Consider the following 17,312-nt stretch of genomic DNA (forward strand, 5'->3'; position numbering starts at 1 on the left):
GCGGAGCGCCTACATCGTGCTCAGCCGTATCCGTACGCAGGGCCCGATGTCGATCGGACAACCTCGACCTCATCATGGCCGACTGGCCGGAGGAGGACATCGCGGCCTTCGCCGGCTACCTCCTGCGCTTCAACTCGGACATCGAGCGCCTCCACGGGATGCCGTGGCCCCGCCTGGAGCAGTGAGCAGCCTCGGGCGGGCGATGCGTCATGCGGGCCCGGCCACCAGGACTACGTGAGGGCCTGCCCGTGGCGCGCGGCCAGGGCCGTCACGTCAGGGTCGCCGAACTCCGCGCGCAGGGCGCTGAAGACTTCGGTCTTCTCGTTGCCGAAGCGCGCGACATAGCGGGCGTAGGTGGCGGCGGACAGGAACTTCGGGGGTGTGCTCTTGGTGTGGAACTTGTCGGCGTACATGACGAGTCGTTCCTCGACGGTCTCCGCGAGGTAGTCGCACGCGGGCAGGGGCAGGCCCTGCGTGACGACGTCGTGCTTGGTCAGGCCCACGCCCGTGTGGCAGGAGGCGAAGCGGCGGATCGCCTCCGGGAAGCCCTCCTGTCGAAGGATCTCGTGCCCCAGCACTCCGTGGCGTATGTAGTTCGCGTGGTCGAGGTGTCCGTGGGCGTCGACGAGCCGGTAGACGCCGATGTCGTGCAGCAGGCAGCCCGTGCGCACCAGGTCGACATCCACGGGCGTGTCGGCGATCAGGGTCTCGGCGATGTTCCACACGATCTCGCAGTGCGTGTGCACGAGGTCGAACGCCTGCCGGGTGGGCGCGTACTTCTGGTGCAGGGCCCGGATGTCGTCGACGCTGGGGAGAGTCACCGGCGGAGGCTAGCAGGCGGTGGTGGCCGGCTTCGCCGTGCGGGGCCCCGCGCCTGCCTGGTCCTCGTACCGGAACCGGTCGGAGCACAGGCGCGGGGCCGGGCCTCACTTGTCGGTCAGTCTCACCGGCAGCTCGAACAGGTCGTTCTGGGTGACGACCGGCTTGTTGCGCAGTTCGGCGGCGGGTACCGCGAGGTCGAGGTCCGGGAAGCGCTCGTACAGGGCGGGCAGGGCCACGCCGGCCTCCAGGCGGGAGAGCGCGGCGCCCGGGCAGACGTGGGGGCCGTGGCCGAAGGAGATGTGCCGGGTCACCGGGGTGCGGGTGATGTCGAACTGTCCGGCGGTCGGGCCGTGGGCCTGCTCGTCCCGGCCGAGGGCGCCGTAGGAGACGATGAGCGCGTCGCCGGCGGGCAGGACGCGGTCGCCGACCGGTACGTCCTCGGTGGCGAAGCGGATCAGTACGTGCGACGTGGGCGTCGAGTAGCGCAGGGTCTCCTCGACCACGGCGGACCAGTCGACCGCGCCGGACAGCACCAGGGCTCGCTGTTCGGGGTGGGTGGACAGGTTGACGACGGCGTTGACGATCAGGGAGATGGTCGTCTCGTGGCCCGCCGCCACCATCAGCTGGAGGGTGGAGACGATCTCCTCGTCGGTGAGCCGGTCACCGTCCTCGGACGCGGCGATCAGCGCGCTGGTGAGATCGTCACCCGGCTGCTGCCGCTTGCCGGCGACCGTCTCGGCCATGATGCCGGCGAGTTCGGTGAGAGTGGCGATGACCTCGTGCGGCGGGGTCTGCGTGGAGAAGAACTTCTCGAACAGCACCTTCAGCCGGGGCAGCCGGGCTTCGTCGATGCCCATCAGGTCGGCGATCACGTACATCGGCAGCGGGTAGGCGAACGCGGCCTTGAGGTCGACCACTTCCCCGTCGTCCGGCAGCTCGTCGAGCAGGGTTCGGGTGAGGTCGGTGATGCGCTCGCGCATCTGCTCCACGCGGCGCGGCGTCAGGGCCTGTGCCACCAGGGTGCGCAGCCTGCGGTGGTCGGCGCCGTCCACGGTGAGCATGGACCGGCCCGGGTTCGCCAGCCCGATGAGCGGCCAGTCGGCGGGGATCTCGCCGCGCTGCCAGGCTCCCCAGACGTTGATGTCCTTCACCAGGCGGGGGTCGGTCAGCAGTTGCCGGGCCTCGGCATGGTGGGTGACCGCCCACACCGGCACGCCGCCGGGCAGCTCGACCGCGGCGAGCGGGCCCGCCTCGCGCAGCCGTGCGCTCTCGGCGTCGAGGTCGGTGACGAAGGGGTCCAGGGCGATACGCGGCAGTTCGGTGCCGGTCGTCATGTGGGGGTGCCTCCAAGGGCGGGGGTCGGGGTGAACCGCACGGGCAGTGACGTCAGCCCTCGCAGCCAGGGCGAGGGGCGACGGGTCAGGGAGTCGGCCGGTACCGCCAGGTCGATGTCCGGCAGCCGGTCCAGCACGACTTCGATGGCGGTACGGGCGATGACCTCGGCGACCTCCTGGGCCGGGAAGGGGCACCGGTGCTCGCCGTGGCCGAAGGAGAAGTGGGCCTGGTTGCCGCCGGTGAGGGTGGCACCGTCGGTGCGGACCTGCGGATCGTCGTTGGCGCCCTGGAGACCGAGCAGTAGCATGTCGCCGGCGCGGATCGGCCGTCCGCCGAGCCGGGTGTCGCGCGAGGCCCAGCGGCCGGCCACGTTCTGGGTGGGCGTGTCCTCCCAGAGCACTTCGCTCATGGCCTCGGCGACGCTGTTGCGGCCGCCGAACAGGGACGCCGCGAAGCGGGTGTCGGTGAGCATCAGCCGCAGGGAGTTGCCGATCCAGTCGGCCGTCGGCTGGTGACCGGCCGCCATCATCACCATCAGGTCCTGCGCGATCTCCTCCGGGGTGAACCCGCTCGTGTCGGCGAGCATCCGGGAGACGACGTCGCGGGCCGGCGCGGCCTGACGCTCCGCCAGCAGGGCCGCCATCGACGCGGCCAGGTACTGCTGGCCCTCGATGGCCCGCTCCCGCCCGTCGATCATGTCGTTCAGCGCGGCGACCAGCGCGGGCCCTTCCTCCTCCGAGAAGCCGTAGAGCCGGGCCAGCACCCGTACGGGAAGCAGCATGGCGTACTCCCCGACGAGGTCGGCCTCGCCCTTGCCGCACAGGCCGTCGATCAGCTCGTCCGCGAACCGTTCGCAATGGGTGCGCAGTTCGAAGGGGTCGACGGCCTCCAGGGCGTCGCTGATCATCCCGGCGCGCTGCCGGTGCCGTTCGCCGACGGTGTAGAGGATGGACGGCTGCTTACGACCGATCATCGGCAGCAGCGGCCAGTCGCCGGGGATCGAGTCCCACTGGTTCCACAGGTCGGAGTCGCGGCTGAAGAGGACCGGGTCGCCGGTGACCTGGTGCAGTTCGCGGTAGCCGACCACCAGCCAGGCGGGTACGTCGCCGTCGAGCAGCACCGGGACGACCGGCCCGTGCTCGCGGCGCATCTCCCGGTAGAGCCGGGCCGGTTCGGTCTGGAACCGGGGCCCGCCCAGAGGTACGGGGATGCTGTTCACGGGACCAGCTCCTGAGATCGGCCGGGGTGCGGGACGGCGTACTGGTTGCTGATGTGCTCGACGAGCGCGATCAGCACCTGCTTGCTGGACTCGCGGGAGCGGGCGTCGCAGTGCAGCAGGGGGACGTGCGGGTCCAGGTCGAGTGCCGCGCGGATCTCGGCGGGTGTGTGCGCGGGGCCGCCGAAGTCGTTGCACGCGACGACGAACGGGGTGCCGTGGTGCTCCAGGCGGTCGATGGCGTACCAGGAGTCGTCGATTCGGCGGGTGTCCACGAGGACGACCGCGCCGAGGGTGCCCGAGAAGAGGCGGTCCCACAGGAACCAGAAGCGCTCCTGGCCGGGCGCGCCGAACAGGTACAGCACGTTGCGGGCGTCCAGGGTGATGCGGCCGAAGTCGAAGGCGACCGTCGTCGCGGTCTTGCCGCGCACCTCACGGATGTCGTCGACCGACTCACCGGCTCGGGTCATGGTCTCCTCGGTGTTGAGCGGGCGAATCTCGCTCACCGAACGGACCATGGTCGTCTTGCCCACGCCGAAGCCGCCGACGATCACGATCTTCAGACCGTTGTCGGCGGAGGCGGCCAGCGGGGTGCGGGCGTCAGAGGTTGCGGAGTCCAACGAGCACCTGTTCCAGGATGTCGGGGGCGGGGAAGCCGGAGGACGTGGGCTTGCGGGGGTGGCGGGCGCTGACGCGGCCCTGGTCGAGGAGGTCGGTGAGCAGGATCCGGGTGATGCCGACCGGCAGCCGCAGCTCCGCGGCGATCTCGACCACGGCCGTGGGACGCTCGGCCAGCCGGAGGATCGCCGCGTGCTCGGACTGCATGCCCGGCACCGGCGCGGACTCCGCGACGACCAGCGTCACCAGGTCGAACGGGGAGTCCGGTGCGCTCCGGCTCCGGCCGCCGGTGACGGTGTAGAGCCGGTCGGGCGCGTCGTCCCGGCCGGGGCGGCTCATGACGTCCGCGGCTCGGCGCGCAGGTGATCGCCGAGCTGCTCCACCAGCTCGTTCATGTGGTGGCCGACCAGCCCCGGGTCGGCTTCCTCGGTGGTGACGACCGCGAGGTGGGCTCCCTCGCCGGCCTCGACGATGAACAGGACACCGCCGTAGAACTCGGTCATCGCCGAGCGGACGCCGCCACTGCCGTCGCCGAACTCCATCGACGCCCCCTGGGACAGCGACTGGATGCCGGCGGCGATCGCGGCGAGCTGATCGGCCTGGTCCGTGGAGAGTTCCGGGGTGCGGCACAGTTTCAGACCGTCACGGGAGAGGACGAGCGCGTGCCGCGCGCCGGGGGTGCGCTCCAGCAGGCCCTCGATCAGCCAGGTGAGTTTCTCGTCGGTGGTGGTGCCGGTCATGGGGTGGTAGTGCCTTCCGGATACGAGGGGTGATCGGCGCCCGCCGGGACAACGCCCGGCGGCAGACGGTTCGTACGGACTGTGCGGCCTATACGGAGGGAGTCCCGGGCTGGGCTCCGGACTGCTGCGCCGGTGAGTCGCCGTCGTCCAGGGAGCCTGGGGCCGCCCCGCGTACCGCCTCACGGAAGCTGCTGAACCTGGCTGCTCGCGTGGGGATGTCGGTGGGCGCCGCGCTCTGCTCCGCCGTACGGGCGGAGTGTGCGCGGGACCGCTCGGCCTCGGCGAGGGTGCGGCCCCGGCTGCGCCGCGGCAGGCCTCCGGTCGCGCTCGGCTGCTCGGCGGAGCCGCTTCCGGCCTCGGCTGGGGCGGAGCGCGCAGGGAGATCGGCAGGAGCCGCGGTGGTGTGTACGGGTGTGTCGTGCGGGTCCGGGGCAGCGGTCTCGGCGACGTCGTGGGAGGCACCGGGCGCAGTCGCCGGCGGAGCCAGGGGCGGCTCGTCCCGGGCGGTGAGGATGTCCTGCGGCAGCAGCACCAGTACGCCGGTGCCGCCCCGGGCCGACGGGCGGAAGGACACCTTCAGCCCGTGCTTGCGGGAGAGCCGGCCGACGACGGCCAGTCCCAGCCGCGTGCCGGTCAGACCGCCGAGCCCGGTGATGTCGCCCGACACCGCGCGTTCGGCGCGCCGCAGCTGGACATCGCTCATCACCAGCCCGCTGTCCTCGACCGAGACGAGGACGCCGGCCGGCACCTCTTCCACGTAGACATGCACCTCGGACGTCGGCGGGGAAAAGTTCGTGGCGTTGTCCAGAAGTTCGGCCAGCACATGCATCACGCCCTCGGCGGCATGTCCGACGACCGCGGTCTCACTGGTGGAGTGGACCCGCACCCGCCGGTAGCCGCCGATACGGCCCATCGCGCCCCGCAGGATCGACTCCATGGGGATGGGACGGGCCCAGCGCCGGCCGGAGCGGGCGCCGGACAGCACGGCGACGGAGTCGGCGACGCGACCGGCCTGCGCCGTACGGTGGTCCAGGTGGAGCAGGTCGGCCAGCACCTCCTCGTCGCTGTGCTTCTCCTCCATCGTGCGCAGGTCGGCGAGAATGCCGTTGGCCAGGGCCTGAAGTCGCGCGGCGGCATTGGCGGTCGCGGAGATCGCCGCCGCACGCTCGGACTCCGCCTGGCGGGCCCGCTCGGCCAGCCGGGCGCTCTCACCGCGGACACCTTCGAGCTCCTCGGCCGCCCTACGCCGGTCGAGCGCGGCCTCGTCGGCCCGGCGCTCCAGCTCCTGGTCGAACTCCGCCTGCATGCTGGCCTTGTCCTGCAGCAGCCGTCCGAGGTCGCTGCTGACGGCGTCCAGCCGGCCCTGCAGCACGCGGGCGGTGATGCGGTGATGCGCGGCGACCGCCACGGCGGCACCCAGCAGCACCGCGAGCGTCCCGCCACCCGATGCGAACTCCATGCGCGCTTCCGGCGGAACGATCGTCATCGCCGTACCGCCCACCAACGCGAGGGCCGGCACGGCAGCGGCCAGGGCGGGCGGCAGCACCGTTCGTATGCCGGGGCGTCGGCCCGGGCGGCTGGGCGCAGTCATGCAGCGTGGTCCTCTGCGGTGGCCCAGCGCGGGATCGGCGGCGCGAATCCGCCGGTACGGCAACTGGTGTCCACAGTTGTTGAGTTGGTGGGTGAGGGCGAGTGGATTCTTTGTGGTTGTCATCAGTTATGTCAATCCACTGTCCATCCGCCGCCTGCCCGAGCTGATGTTCGTCGAATTGGGGCCGATCCCAGCAGGAGCCGAAGGGTTCTTGCCATACCTCGGTGAACGAGGGCCCCGTTTCCGTACCATCACTACGACATGCCTGTGCAGCAGTAACCGCTACAGGTCGTGCGGTACCAGGCGGAACAGCAGACGCGTTGGACTTCGCATACGTCACAGGCTCGCTCGCCGCGAGCGGTGACATCAAAGAAGGGTGGCAGAAGCATGGCCGAAACGAGTACGGGCACAACGGACGTGGCCTCGCAGTACAGCGCCCAGGTGACCAGTGACCTGGAGCGCAACCTCAAGGAGCAGGAACGTCTCAGTGGTGAGATCGAGGCCCTTCAGGCGCAGTTGACGGCCCTTCAGCACAACCAGAGTGTCCTGGCCTCCATCCAGCAGGCCCTGGGCACCTCGGCGGAGACCGCCGCACCCGCACCTGCCACGGCGGTGCCCGCTCCGCGGAAGAAGCCTGCGGCGAGGTCCGGTCCGGCCCGGCAGAGCAAGGCCCAGAAGCCCGCAGCGGCCGCCAAGAAGCGCCCGGGCAGGAAGAGCACCACCACGCAGGCCGCGACTTCACAGCCCGCCGCCCCGAAGCTCGTCGCCCTCGTCCGCGAACACCTCGCGGACCAGCGGGAGCCCCGCTCCGCCGCCGAGGTCGCCAGCGCCCTGGAGAAGCAGCACCCCGAGCGCACCATCAAGACCAACGTCGTACGCACCACACTCGAAGGACTCGTGGCCAAGAACCAGGCCCAGCGCAGCAAGCAGGGCTCATCCGTCTTCTACACCTCCGCGGGCACCGCCGCTGAGCCGGACGCCCCCGCGCAGGACGCGCCGTCCGCCGGAGACGAGTGAGCCGAGGAGGGTGACGTAGGGCAGGAGGTCCGCTGCGCTGTCTGCCCGTCGGGCCGCACGTCACCTTGAGACGCCGGCTTCGATGCCGTCGAGCAGGAAGTCGAGGCCCATCCGGAAGGTGTCGTCGGCGTCCAGGTGGGCGGCGTCGCGCACCACCGTGGCCAGCGCGGGGAATCGGCCGGTGGCGAAGGTCCGCTCCAGATAGGGACCGAGGGAAGCCTGCCAGCGCTTCTCGTCCATTCCGGTGGCCCGCTCGGCGCGCTTCGCGGCGATCTCGCGGCGCACGGCGCCGATCACGTACGCGTCGACCGCGGTGACCACCGGCATGACGGCGTCCACGTCGACGCCGTCCAGCGCGGCCACGACGGCCTCGCCTCTGGCGAGCGCGTGCGGTCCGAGCTGCGGTCGCCCGCCGAGCAGATCCGCAAGCCATTCGTGCTCGTGTGCGGCCTGGCGGGTGGTTTCGGCAAGGGACCGAAGCACCTCGCGCCAGCCGTTTCCGACCGGCCGGATCTCGGCATAGGCCGCGTCGACCATCAGGTCGAGCAACTCCTCCTTGCTGTCGATGTAGCTGTACAGCCGCATCGGCCCGACGCCGAGCGCGGCGGCGACCTTGCGCAGCGACACCGCCTCCAGGCCGTCCGCGTCGGCCAGCCGGATCGCCGCTCGCACGATCCGCTCCCGGTTCAGCGGGGCCGGCACAGGTCGATTCGGCGGCTCCGGCCTTTCCCACACCAACATGCGGCCAACAGTACATCGCATGGCGCGATACAGTGTATCGGCCTATACGGCGTATCGAAGGGGAGGCAACCATGACCATCGCCATCGTCGGAGCCGGGCTCGGCGGCCTGGCTCTCGCCCGTGTGCTGCATCTGAACGGCATCGACGCCCTCGTGTACGAACGGGAGCCGTCGCGCCACGCGCGCGGGCAGGGCGGCATGCTCGATCTGCACGCCGGGACCGGTCAGCGAGCGCTGCGTGAGGCCGGCCTGATCGACCAGTTCAAGGCGGTTGCCCGTCGCGCAGGCCAGGACCTGCGCCTTCTGGAGCCGGACGGCACCCTGCTGCTGCAGGAGGACACACCCGACGACGCCCCGCTCGATCGACCCGAGGTCGACCGCGCCGACCTCCGTGACCTGCTGCTGGATTCACTGCCCGAGCATGTGGTGCGTTGGGGGCACGCGTTCGCACACGCCGAGGACGGCCTGCTGCACTTCACCGACGGCAGCAGTGCGACGTACGACCTGCTGGTCGGCGCCGACGGCGCGGGCTCCGCTGTCCGGCCGCTGCTCACCGACGCCCGGCCGGCGCACACCGGCCAGAACGTCGTCGAGCTCGGCATTCCCGACATCGACCGCACCCGCCCCGACCTCGCGGCGATGGTCGGACGGGGCAACTACTGGGTGCTCGGCGACGGACAGTCCCTAGCGGCGCAGCGCAACGGTGACGGCCGCGTACGCGTCTACCTGAGCTTCTACGACACAGGCGAGGACTGGTTCGCCACCAGCGGGATCCCCTTCGACGACCCCGCCGCCGCCCGGACGCGGCTGATCGACCTGTTCACCGGCTGGGACCCACGATTCACCGCACTGATCGCAGCCTGCGACGACACGGTCCTGCCACGGTCGATCACCACGCTCCCGGTCGGTCTGACCTGGCCGTCGACGCCGGGCGTCACCCTGCTCGGCGATGCCGCGCACCTGATGCCGCCGGTGGGGCAGGGCGCCAACATGGCGCTGCTCGACGGCGCCCTGCTGGGCCTCGCGCTGGCCGCGCACCCGGACGACTTTCCCTCCGCCGTCAAGGAGTACGAACGCGAGATGTTCGAACGCACCAGCGCCGCCGGCCGGCAGTCCGCGCACATCCAGGAAATTCTGGCATCGCCCGACGCCGCCCGGAAAATGCTCGCTTTCTTCCAGCCTGACCCTCGTCAGTGATGGCGCGACGGCCGGCGGTCCTGGGTCACGATGCGGAGTCGGCGGTGACGTCGAGGCCGCGGGTGGTGACCAGGTGGGCACTGCCGTCGGCCAGCCGGTAGGACAGGCCCACCACGGCGGTCTTGCCGGCCTTCACCTGGTCGGCGAGCACCCGGGAACGGTCCAGCAGCAGGTCGACGGTGTGCCGGGTGTGCTCGGCGATGATGTCGCTGTCCCCGGTGAGGCCGGCGGAGCGGGCTGCCAGCACGCTGGGCGTGACCCGCTCGATGACGTCCCGTACGTACCCGGGCGCGGTCACTCCGTCCTCCACGGCGGCGCGGGTGGCCGCGACGGCGCCGCATGAGTCGTGGCCGAGGACCACCACCAGGGGGCAGTTCAGCACGCTCGCCCCGTACTCGATGCTGCCCAGCACTTCCGGCCCGGTCACGTGGCCGGCTGTACGGACCACGAACAGGTCGCCGAGCCCCTGGTCGAAGATGATCTCGGCGGCCAGGCGGGAGTCGGAGCAGCCGAAGAGCACCGCGAAGGGGTTCTGGGCCGGTGCGATCTCGGAGCGGCGTTCGGCGTCCTGGTTGGGGTGTTCCGGTATGCCTGCGACGAACCGCTGGTTGCCGGCCAGCAGCATCTCGAAGGCTTCACGGGGAGTCAGCGTCGAGGTGTCAGTCATGGCCGCAGATTACGACCTGGCCCAGGTCACCGCGCCAGGGGGTGAGACCTGTCGCCGCCATCGGTGGTCTCGGAGGGCGGGCCAGGGCGGCCAACAGCCCTGTCCGCCTCTTGGCCTGGAGCACCCGAAACCAGTCCGTGGAAGGACCGTCCCGGGGTACCCGCGGCAGGTGTCCCGACCCATCACGAGGAAGAGATCACAGGGGCAATGGATCACCACGTCCCACTCTCCGGGTAACGTCAAGGTATGAGTCATCCGCACCCCGAGCTGAAAGCCGCGCCACCCCTGCCCGAGGGAGGGCTGCGGGTCACTGCCCTGGGCGGCCTGGGGGAGATCGGCCGCAACATGACCGTCTTCGAGCACGCAGGCAAGCTGCTCATCGTCGACTGCGGCGTGCTGTTCCCCGAGGAGACACAGCCCGGCGTGGACGTGATCCTGCCGGACTTCACCTCGATCCGGGACCGGCTGGACGACATCGTGGCCGTGGTGCTCACCCACGGCCACGAGGACCACATCGGCGGCGTGCCGTACCTGCTGCGCGAGCGCTCCGACATTCCCCTCGTCGGCTCCAAGCTGACGCTGGCGTTCCTGGAGGCCAAGCTCAAGGAGCACGGCATCCGACCGCGCACCGTGCGGGTGCGCGAGGGCGACCGGCGCGGCTTCGGTCCCTTCGACTGCGAGTTCGTGGCGGTCAACCACTCCATCCCGGACAGCCTCGCGGTCGCGATCCGCACCAGCGCCGGCATGGTGCTGCACACCGGCGACTTCAAGATGGACCAGTTCCCTCTCGACGAGCGCATCACCGATCTACGCGCCTTCGCCCGCCTCGGCGAGGAGGGTGTGGATCTGTTCCTCACCGACTCCACCAACGCCGAAGTACCCGGCTTCACCACCTCCGAGCGTGAGCTGAACCCGGCGATCGAGCAGGTGATGCGCACCGCGCCGCGTCGGGTCATCGTCTCCAGCTTCGCCAGCCATGTGCACCGCATCCAGCAGGTCCTGGACGCCGCCCACCAGTACGGCCGCAAGGTCGCCTTCGTCGGCCGGTCGATGGTCCGCAACATGGGCATCGCCCGTGACCTGGGCTATCTGAAGGTCCCGTCCGGTCTGATCGTGAGCACGAAGGAGCTGGAGAAGCTCCCGGACCACAAGATCACTCTGGTGTGCACCGGCTCGCAGGGCGAGCCGATGGCCGCGCTGTCACGCATGGCCAACCGCGACCACATGATCCGTATCGGCAAGGGCGACACCGTCCTGCTGGCCAGCTCGCTCATCCCCGGCAACGAGAACGCCATCTACCGGGTGATCAACGGTCTGACCCGCTGGGGCGCCCACGTGGTCCACAAGGGCAACGCCAAGGTGCACGTCTCCGGGCACGCCAGCGCCGGCGAGCTCGTCTACTGCTACAACATCGTCAAGCCCCGCAACGTCATGCCCGTGCACGGCGAGTGGCGCCACCTGCGGGCCAACGGCGACCTCGCCATCCGTACCGGTGTGGACCCCGACCGGGTCGTCATCGCCGAGGACGGCGTCGTCGTCGACCTCGTCGACGGGCGCGCGTCCATCACCGGCAAGGTCCCCGCCGGCAACGTGTACGTGGACGGCATGGAGGTCGGCGGCGCCACCGAAGCCTCCCTCAAGGACCGCCTCACCCTCGCCGCCGAAGGCGTGGTCACGGTGGTGGCGATCGTCGACGCGGACACCGGCGCCCTCGCCGAGGCCCCGGACTTCCTGGCCCGCGGCTTCGTCCACGACGACGCCACCTTCGAGCCGGTCATCCCCGTCATCGAGAAGACCCTGGCCACCGCGGCCGAGGAAGGCGTCGGGGACGCGCGCCAGCTCGAACAGCTCATCGCCCGCTCCGTGGCGAACTGGGCGTTCCGCACCTACCGTCGCAAGCCGCTCATCATCCCCGTCATCATCGACGCCTGAGCCACAGCACGGCCACCCGGGCGCCCGTGCCCTCCAGCACGCGCGTCCGGGGCCGCTCTGTCATCGGCGGGTCCGTCGGAACGGCGACCGCGGCCGCTACCCCGCCGTGGTCTCCGGAATCCGCATCCCCGTGCCGCTCACCCGCACGCGCGCGTCGCCGGCGTGCAGCGTGACATGCAGTTCGCCCGGGCGGCCCATGTCCTCGCCTTGGTGCAGGACGAGTGCCGATTCCTCGGGCACCAGGCCCAGTTGGCGTGCGTAGGCGCCGAAGGCCGCGGCTGCGGCGCCCGTCGCCGGGTCCTCGACCACCCCGCCGACGGGGAAGGGGTCGCGCACATGGAAGACCGTCTCGGACTCGCGCCACACCAGTTGCACGGTGGTGAGGTCCAGAAAGGTCATGAAGGCCTTCAGCCGCTCGAAGTCGTAGTCGAGGTCCGCCAGTCGCGCGCGGGTCGCGGCGGCCAGGATCAGATGGCGGGCCCCGGCGTAGCCGATCCGCGGCGGGAAGGCCGGGTCGAGGTCGGCGGCGGACCAGCCGAGCGCCTGGAGCGCCTCGGTGACGTCCTTCTCCGTCACCTCGTGGACGGCGGGCTCGACGCTGGTCAGGGTCGCGCGCAGGGTGCCGTCAGGCGCCTGAGTCACCGTCACCGGGACCGTACCGGCGAGCGTGGCGAGGACGAGGTCGCCGGGGCCGTGGCGTTCGCCGTGGGCGACGGCCGTGGCGATGGTGGCGTGTCCGCAGAAGGAGACTTCGGCTTTCGGGGAGAAGTAGCGGACGGTGTACGCCCGTTCGTGACCGGCGAGTTCCCTCGGTGGCGCGGTCAGGAAAGCGGTCTCGCTGTAGCCGAGTTCCGCCGCGATCGCGAGCTGGTCCTCGTCGGTCAGCCCTGTGGCGTCCAGGACGACACCGGCGGGGTTGCCTCCTGCGGGGTCGGCGGAGAACGCGGTGTAGCGGAGTATCTCGGGGCTGCGGTGCGATGACGTCATAAGGGGCAACTCCTTGCGGTCCAGGGAACAATGGGCGGGGACGTCGAGGACTGTCTCCGCGGCGGTCAGGCAGGCACTCCGTCGGCTCGGCGCCGGGCCGACAGGGCGAGCAGACCACCGAGGGCGAACGTACCCGCCGCGACAGCCGCCGACAGATGCAGGCCGGAGGCGAAGTCGTCCGCCGTGGCGGCGAATGTGCCGAAGAGGGCCACGCCCACGGCGCTGCCGATCTGCCGCGACACATTGAGGACGGCGGTGGCGATCCCCGCGTCGGACGGCGGAGCGGCTTCGACGACGGCGGAGACGGCGGCAAGGGCCGTCATGGTCTGGCCGAGGCCGGTGGCCATCAGCGCGAAGAGCAGGACGGGATACGGTGCGCCGGGCCCGGCCGGCAGCCAGCCGAGGAAGCCGACGGTACCGAGGAAGAGGCCGGCGGCCATCGGGACGTACGGCCCGGTGCGTGCCGCGATGCGGCTGAACAGCGGAGCCGTGGCCAGCCCCATGCACACCGAGGGCAGCAGGGCCAGGCCGGTCTCCAGGGCGCTCAGGTGGTGCTCCTGCCGGAAGTACAGGGTGGCGATGAAGAGCATGCCGTAGTAGCCGAGGCTGATCAGCATGCCGATCGCGACGGTCGAAGTGAAGGCGCCGGAGCGGAACATGGACGGCCGGAGCAGCGGAGCGCGCCGGGTGCGGCCCTGTGCGCAGCGCGATTCCAGGGTGCGTTCGAGCAGTACGAAGGCCACCAGGGCCGCGGCGCCGGCGCCGAGGACCGAGAGGGCCAGTGGGGACGTCCAGCCGTACGAGCCCGCCTCGTTGAGGCCGCCGGCCACGCCGAGGAGGCCGATGACGGCAAGCACCTGGCCCATCGGGTCCGCCTTCCGCCTACTCGACCGGGGCGCGGAGGCCGGAATGTGACGTAGCGTCAGCAGGACGGCGAGCGCGCCGAACGGCAGGTTCAGCCAGAACACCGAGCGCCAGTCGAAGCCCGAGACAAGCAGCCCCCCGACCGCCGGCCCCGCGCCGAAGGCGAGCGACGCGACGGCTCCCCAGACCGCGATGGCGCGGGACCTCGACGCGCGGTCGGGGAAGGTGACTTGGAGCAGGGCGAGGGAGGCGGGCACGAGCAGGGCCGCTCCGGCGCCCTGGGCGAGCCGTCCGGCGATGAGCGGCCCGGAGGCGGTGGCCAGGCCGCAGGCGGCGGAAGCCGCGGTGAACAGGCCCAGGCCACAGAGGAACACGCGGCGGTGCCCGAACCGGTCGGCCGTTCCTCCGCCGAGGAGCAGAAGTGCGGCGAAGACGGTGCTGTATCCGTCGACGATCCACTGGAGTGCGGAGTGGCCCGTGCCCAGCGAGGTCCGGATGTCGGGGATCGCCACGTTCACGACGGTGACGTCCAGCATCACGAGGAAGTAGCCGAGGCTGAGCGCGATCAGCGGCGCGCGGGCGAGGGGGGCCGCCTTCCCGGTGGCGGCGCCGGCCGGTGCCGGGTCCCGGTCGCCGGGCCGGTCCTGGACCGTGGTGGGAACGGGTGCGGTGGGGGGAACCGGTGCGCTGGTCATGAGCAGAGCATCGCCGCCTGATACTTCGTCACCCGACGAAGTATCGCCGTTCTACGCTGAGTCCATGCCGAACGTCAGCCGCCCCGACGAGCCGCGCTCGACGGCCGCCGCCGTGCCGTCCGGGCGCCAGGGCGGGCCGCCGCTCAGGCACCAGACGGACATCGCCCGTGCCGCCGCTCTCATCGCCGACCCGTCGCGCGCTCGGATCCTCAAGTGCCTGGGCGACGGACGCGCACTGCCCGCGAGCGCCCTGGCCGGTGAGGCGGGCATCGGTGCCGCGACCGCCAGCGTGCACCTGGCCAAACTCGTCGAAGGCGGACTCCTCACCGTCGAGCGGCAAGGCAGACACCGCTTCTACCGGCTCGCCGGCCCGGACGTGAGCGCCGCTCTGGAGTGCCTCGCCCTGATCGCGCCACCGCTGGCCATCACCTCGCTCAAGCAGAGCAACCGCACCAACGCCCTGCACCGCGCCCGCTCCTGCTACGACCACCTCGCCGGCCGGCTGGGCGTGGCTCTGATGCGAGGCCTGCTGGAACGGGGCGTCCTCACCGGTCACGACGGCGTCCACCGGCCCCACGAAGCCGTACGCGACCGGCCGTCGTCGTACGGCCACGACGTCCGGTACGAACTCACCCCCGCCGGGCCCGCAATGCTCGCCGAACTGGGCGTGGACACCGACCGCCTGCCCCCGCGCCGCCCCGCGATCCGCTACTGCGTGGACTGGAGCGAACACCAGCACCATCTCGCCGGAGGACTCGGCGCAGCCCTCACGGCGCGGCTGTTCGCACTCGACTGGGTGCGGTGGGGGCCGATCCCGCGGGTGGTGCACCTGACCGACGAGGGCGCCCTCGGGCTCGAGCGCACCCTCGGAGTGGTGGTCGCCGACCAGTAGACCGGCCAGTCGCGCCCACGCGGCGCGTTTTGTGCGATGGCGCAAAAGGAACGCATTAGCGATCATCGATCACTTGAGCCCGCCGCAAAGCCTCAACACAAATTCCACACATCCCCTCTTCATAAGGGCCTCCATGGTCTAGATTGACCGTGCTTCAGCTGTTCGGGCGTGAGGCGACCAGTAATGATCTTTAGGTCCGGCGCTGCGTGAAAGCCAGCAGTCGCGTCTCCGGCGGCCGGACGTGGGGGTGATCAATTCCTGGAGCCCTGGAGGGGCCTTGGGTGCGGGGAGCACCCGGGGTTTCGACGGGGTCCAGGTCGTGCGTTCTGCTGCCACCAGGGTTGGTTGTTCAAGCAGCTCTCAATGTGCCGGCATGTCATGCGCGGGGGGTGGACCGCCCCCGCTGGGGAGGAGCAGCGCGGCGCGGGAGGCGGGGGCCTCCCGACGGGGGGCAGTGTTTGGCGACCACGTCGAACCACTGGGGACCTGGGGGGTTCTGTGCGGCAAGGGGGAATTGTCAGCCCGTTTCCGTCAGCGAGCGGGCATGTGGCGAGCGGGGCGATCAGTCGGCCCGCGCTCGACTGGGAGCAGCGGTACCGACGTACCGTGATCACCAGCGATACGGTGGCCACCGCGTTCGTGGTGGCGGCGATCGGCAACTTTTTCGGGGCCCGGGACGCGGCCAACTGGCACGAGAAGTGGGGAATTCTCGCATTCGGCACCGAACTGCTGGTGCTGGGATCTCTTGCGGTGAGCCGCGCATGGGCGCCGGCCGTTCTCGGCCAGGGCGCAGAGGAATTCCGCCGGCTCGGACGTTCACTTTTCACGGCGACCGTCGTACTGGCGCTCGGTGGAATCGCTCTCACCTCGCGCAACATCAAACTCTGGATCTTCGTCGCGATCCCCGCGATCGCACTGGTCACCATGACCGCGCGTTATCTGCTGCGCCTGTCGCTGCACAAACAGCGCAAGGACGGGCGGTGCCTGAGACCGGTGCTCGCCGCCGGGAGCCGGGACACCGTGCGCGATCTGATCGCCCGGACGCGCAAGTTCCCGCACCTCGGCTGGCGGGTGGACGCGGTGTGCACGACGGACGGTCTCGGGCTCGTCGACGACGAACTGGACGGGGTGCCGATCGTCGGGCGGCTGGCGGACGTGGCCCATCACGTCCGCCGCGACGGCTACCGGGTCGTCGCGGTCACACCCGACCCGCACTGGTCACCGGACCGGCTGCAGCGGCTGGCCTGGAACCTCGAGGGCAGCGACGCCGAGATGGTCGTGGCGCCCGTGCTCATGGAGGTGGCCGGCCCGCGGCTGCACGTCGACGCGGTGCTCGGGATCCCGTTGCTGCGGGTCAGCATGCCGGCCTTCACCGGGGGCCGCCGGGCGGTCAAGGAGGTCGTCGACCGAGTGGGCGCGGCGGTCCTGCTGGTGCTGTTCGCGCCGCTGATGGTGCTCGTCGGGCTGCTCGTGCTGGTGGACAGCCGGGGCGGGGCGTTCTACCGCCAGCGCCGAGTCGGCAAGGACGGCCGCGAGTTCACCATTCTCAAGTTCCGCACCATGGTCTCCGGGGCCCACCGGGCACGTGCCGAACTGGCCGACCGCAACGAGGGCGCGGGCCTGCTGTTCAAGCTCCGCCGGGATCCGCGGGTGACCCGGGTGGGAGCGGTGCTGCGCCGGTACTCGATCGACGAGCTCCCGCAGCTCTTCAACGTCCTCACCGGCTCGATGTCGCTGGTCGGTCCGCGCCCTCCGCTGCCGGAGGAGTGCGCCGCGTACGGGCCGGACATCCGGCGCCGGCTGCTGGTCAAGCCCGGCCTCACCGGCCTGTGGCAGATCAGCGGACGCAGCGACCTGCCGTGGGAGGAAGCGGTCCGCCTCGACCTGCGGTACGTGGAGGACTGGTCGCTCGCCCTGGACACGGTGATCTTGTGGAAGACGCTGCGTGCGGTCCTCCACGGGCAGGGGGCCTACTGATGCGCGGGGGGCAGCTGCCCAA

General features: G+C 71.0%; 16 protein-coding genes and 1 pseudogene. 6 read left to right on the forward strand and 11 right to left on the reverse strand.

Features of this window, described 5'->3' with window-relative positions:
- Positions 1-59: 59 nt before the first annotated feature.
- Positions 60-185 (forward strand): annotated as a pseudogene (locus ACIQ6Y_RS20860) (MarR family transcriptional regulator); the annotation flags it as partial.
- 45 nt (positions 186-230) lie between these two features.
- Here ACIQ6Y_RS20860 and ACIQ6Y_RS20865 read toward each other — a convergent pair.
- From ACIQ6Y_RS20865 to ACIQ6Y_RS20895, 7 genes are all read right to left on the reverse strand, one after another.
- Entirely contained in the window at positions 231-821 is a 591-nt protein-coding gene (locus ACIQ6Y_RS20865; protein WP_404040911.1) for an HD domain-containing protein, read from the reverse strand.
- A gap of 105 nt (positions 822-926) precedes the next feature.
- A complete protein-coding gene (locus tag ACIQ6Y_RS20870) occupies positions 927-2,156 on the reverse strand; it encodes a cytochrome P450 (protein ID WP_404040914.1) in 1,230 nt (409 codons plus the stop codon).
- Entirely contained in the window at positions 2,153-3,376 is a 1,224-nt protein-coding gene (locus ACIQ6Y_RS20875) for a cytochrome P450 (protein WP_404040917.1), read from the reverse strand. The genes ACIQ6Y_RS20870 and ACIQ6Y_RS20875 overlap by 4 nt, the downstream gene beginning before the upstream one ends.
- Positions 3,373-3,993, reverse strand: coding sequence for a GTP-binding protein (locus ACIQ6Y_RS20880; protein ID WP_404040920.1), 621 nt, complete (start codon positions 3,991-3,993; stop codon positions 3,373-3,375). Before ACIQ6Y_RS20880 ends, ACIQ6Y_RS20875 begins: the two co-directional genes overlap by 4 nt.
- Positions 3,974-4,330 (reverse strand): DUF742 domain-containing protein, encoded by a 357-nt coding sequence (locus ACIQ6Y_RS20885; protein WP_404040923.1) that lies wholly within the window; start codon positions 4,328-4,330, stop codon positions 3,974-3,976. Before ACIQ6Y_RS20885 ends, ACIQ6Y_RS20880 begins: the two co-directional genes overlap by 20 nt.
- A complete protein-coding gene (locus tag ACIQ6Y_RS20890; RefSeq protein WP_404040925.1) occupies positions 4,327-4,731 on the reverse strand; it encodes a roadblock/LC7 domain-containing protein in 405 nt (134 codons plus the stop codon). Before ACIQ6Y_RS20890 ends, ACIQ6Y_RS20885 begins: the two co-directional genes overlap by 4 nt.
- Positions 4,732-4,819: 88 nt before the next feature.
- The gene (locus ACIQ6Y_RS20895; RefSeq protein ID WP_404040928.1) at positions 4,820-6,322 is read right to left on the reverse strand and encodes a sensor histidine kinase; all 1,503 of its coding nucleotides are present in this window, start codon (positions 6,320-6,322) and stop codon (positions 4,820-4,822) included.
- 387 nt (positions 6,323-6,709) lie between these two features.
- Between ACIQ6Y_RS20895 and ACIQ6Y_RS20900 the strand changes: the two genes are divergently transcribed.
- Entirely contained in the window at positions 6,710-7,339 is a 630-nt protein-coding gene (locus ACIQ6Y_RS20900; protein ID WP_404040931.1) for a hypothetical protein, read from the forward strand.
- Between the two features lie 60 nt (positions 7,340-7,399).
- Here the strand turns inward: ACIQ6Y_RS20900 and ACIQ6Y_RS20905 are convergent, their stop codons facing one another.
- Positions 7,400-8,080: a TetR/AcrR family transcriptional regulator gene (locus ACIQ6Y_RS20905; RefSeq protein ID WP_404040934.1), complete on the reverse strand. Its 681-nt coding sequence runs from the start codon at positions 8,078-8,080 to the stop codon at positions 7,400-7,402.
- Between the two features lie 71 nt (positions 8,081-8,151).
- Between ACIQ6Y_RS20905 and ACIQ6Y_RS20910 the strand changes: the two genes are divergently transcribed.
- Positions 8,152-9,276 carry an FAD-dependent oxidoreductase gene (locus tag ACIQ6Y_RS20910; RefSeq protein WP_404040937.1) on the forward strand — a complete coding sequence of 375 codons (1,125 nt, stop codon included), beginning with the start codon at positions 8,152-8,154 and terminating at the stop codon, positions 9,274-9,276.
- A gap of 25 nt (positions 9,277-9,301) precedes the next feature.
- Here ACIQ6Y_RS20910 and ACIQ6Y_RS20915 read toward each other — a convergent pair whose 3' ends face one another.
- Positions 9,302-9,943 (reverse strand): carbonic anhydrase, encoded by a 642-nt coding sequence (locus tag ACIQ6Y_RS20915; protein ID WP_404040939.1) that lies wholly within the window; start codon positions 9,941-9,943, stop codon positions 9,302-9,304.
- A 246-nt stretch (positions 9,944-10,189) separates the two neighbouring features.
- Between ACIQ6Y_RS20915 and ACIQ6Y_RS20920 the strand changes: the two genes are divergently transcribed.
- Positions 10,190-11,875, forward strand: coding sequence for a ribonuclease J (locus tag ACIQ6Y_RS20920; protein WP_404040942.1), 1,686 nt, complete (start codon positions 10,190-10,192; stop codon positions 11,873-11,875).
- A gap of 96 nt (positions 11,876-11,971) precedes the next feature.
- On the opposite strand, the gene ACIQ6Y_RS20925 is transcribed toward ACIQ6Y_RS20920, so the two are convergent.
- On the reverse strand, positions 11,972-12,862 hold the full coding sequence (locus ACIQ6Y_RS20925; protein WP_404040945.1) for a PhzF family phenazine biosynthesis protein: 891 nt from the start codon (positions 12,860-12,862) through the stop codon (positions 11,972-11,974).
- A 65-nt stretch (positions 12,863-12,927) separates the two neighbouring features.
- Positions 12,928-14,421 (reverse strand): MFS transporter, encoded by a 1,494-nt coding sequence (locus ACIQ6Y_RS20930; protein WP_404040948.1) that lies wholly within the window; start codon positions 14,419-14,421, stop codon positions 12,928-12,930.
- A 64-nt stretch (positions 14,422-14,485) separates the two neighbouring features.
- Here ACIQ6Y_RS20930 and ACIQ6Y_RS20935 point away from each other — a divergent pair, with 64 nt between their 5' ends.
- On the forward strand, positions 14,486-15,313 hold the full coding sequence (locus ACIQ6Y_RS20935; RefSeq protein ID WP_404040951.1) for an ArsR/SmtB family transcription factor: 828 nt from the start codon (positions 14,486-14,488) through the stop codon (positions 15,311-15,313).
- Between the two features lie 498 nt (positions 15,314-15,811).
- Entirely contained in the window at positions 15,812-17,290 is a 1,479-nt protein-coding gene (locus ACIQ6Y_RS20940; protein WP_404040954.1) for a sugar transferase, read from the forward strand.
- The last annotated feature ends 22 nt before the right edge of the window (positions 17,291-17,312 follow it).

This window comes from Streptomyces sp. NPDC096205 (assembly GCF_044763135.1).
Lineage (GTDB): Bacteria > Actinomycetota > Actinomycetes > Streptomycetales > Streptomycetaceae > Streptomyces.

What these genes read in the sequence shown, in the direction of transcription:
- ACIQ6Y_RS20895 (WP_404040928.1), bottom strand. Translation starts at nt 6,322, where the DNA reads ATGACTGCGCCCAGCCGCCCGGGCCGACGCCCCGGCATACGAACGGTG.
- ACIQ6Y_RS20915 (WP_404040939.1), bottom strand. Translation starts at nt 9,943, where the DNA reads ATGACTGACACCTCGACGCTGACTCCCCGTGAAGCCTTCGAGATGCTG.
- ACIQ6Y_RS20885 (WP_404040923.1), bottom strand. Translation starts at nt 4,330, where the DNA reads ATGAGCCGCCCCGGCCGGGACGACGCGCCCGACCGGCTCTACACCGTC.
- ACIQ6Y_RS20900 (WP_404040931.1), top strand. Translation starts at nt 6,710, where the DNA reads ATGGCCGAAACGAGTACGGGCACAACGGACGTGGCCTCGCAGTACAGC.
- ACIQ6Y_RS20905 (WP_404040934.1), bottom strand. Translation starts at nt 8,080, where the DNA reads ATGTTGGTGTGGGAAAGGCCGGAGCCGCCGAATCGACCTGTGCCGGCC.
- ACIQ6Y_RS20870 (WP_404040914.1), bottom strand. Translation starts at nt 2,156, where the DNA reads ATGACGACCGGCACCGAACTGCCGCGTATCGCCCTGGACCCCTTCGTC.
- ACIQ6Y_RS20910 (WP_404040937.1), top strand. Translation starts at nt 8,152, where the DNA reads ATGACCATCGCCATCGTCGGAGCCGGGCTCGGCGGCCTGGCTCTCGCC.
- ACIQ6Y_RS20920 (WP_404040942.1), top strand. Translation starts at nt 10,190, where the DNA reads ATGAGTCATCCGCACCCCGAGCTGAAAGCCGCGCCACCCCTGCCCGAG.
- ACIQ6Y_RS20925 (WP_404040945.1), bottom strand. Translation starts at nt 12,862, where the DNA reads ATGACGTCATCGCACCGCAGCCCCGAGATACTCCGCTACACCGCGTTC.
- ACIQ6Y_RS20930 (WP_404040948.1), bottom strand. Translation starts at nt 14,421, where the DNA reads ATGACCAGCGCACCGGTTCCCCCCACCGCACCCGTTCCCACCACGGTC.
- ACIQ6Y_RS20890 (WP_404040925.1), bottom strand. Translation starts at nt 4,731, where the DNA reads ATGACCGGCACCACCACCGACGAGAAACTCACCTGGCTGATCGAGGGC.
- ACIQ6Y_RS20935 (WP_404040951.1), top strand. Translation starts at nt 14,486, where the DNA reads ATGCCGAACGTCAGCCGCCCCGACGAGCCGCGCTCGACGGCCGCCGCC.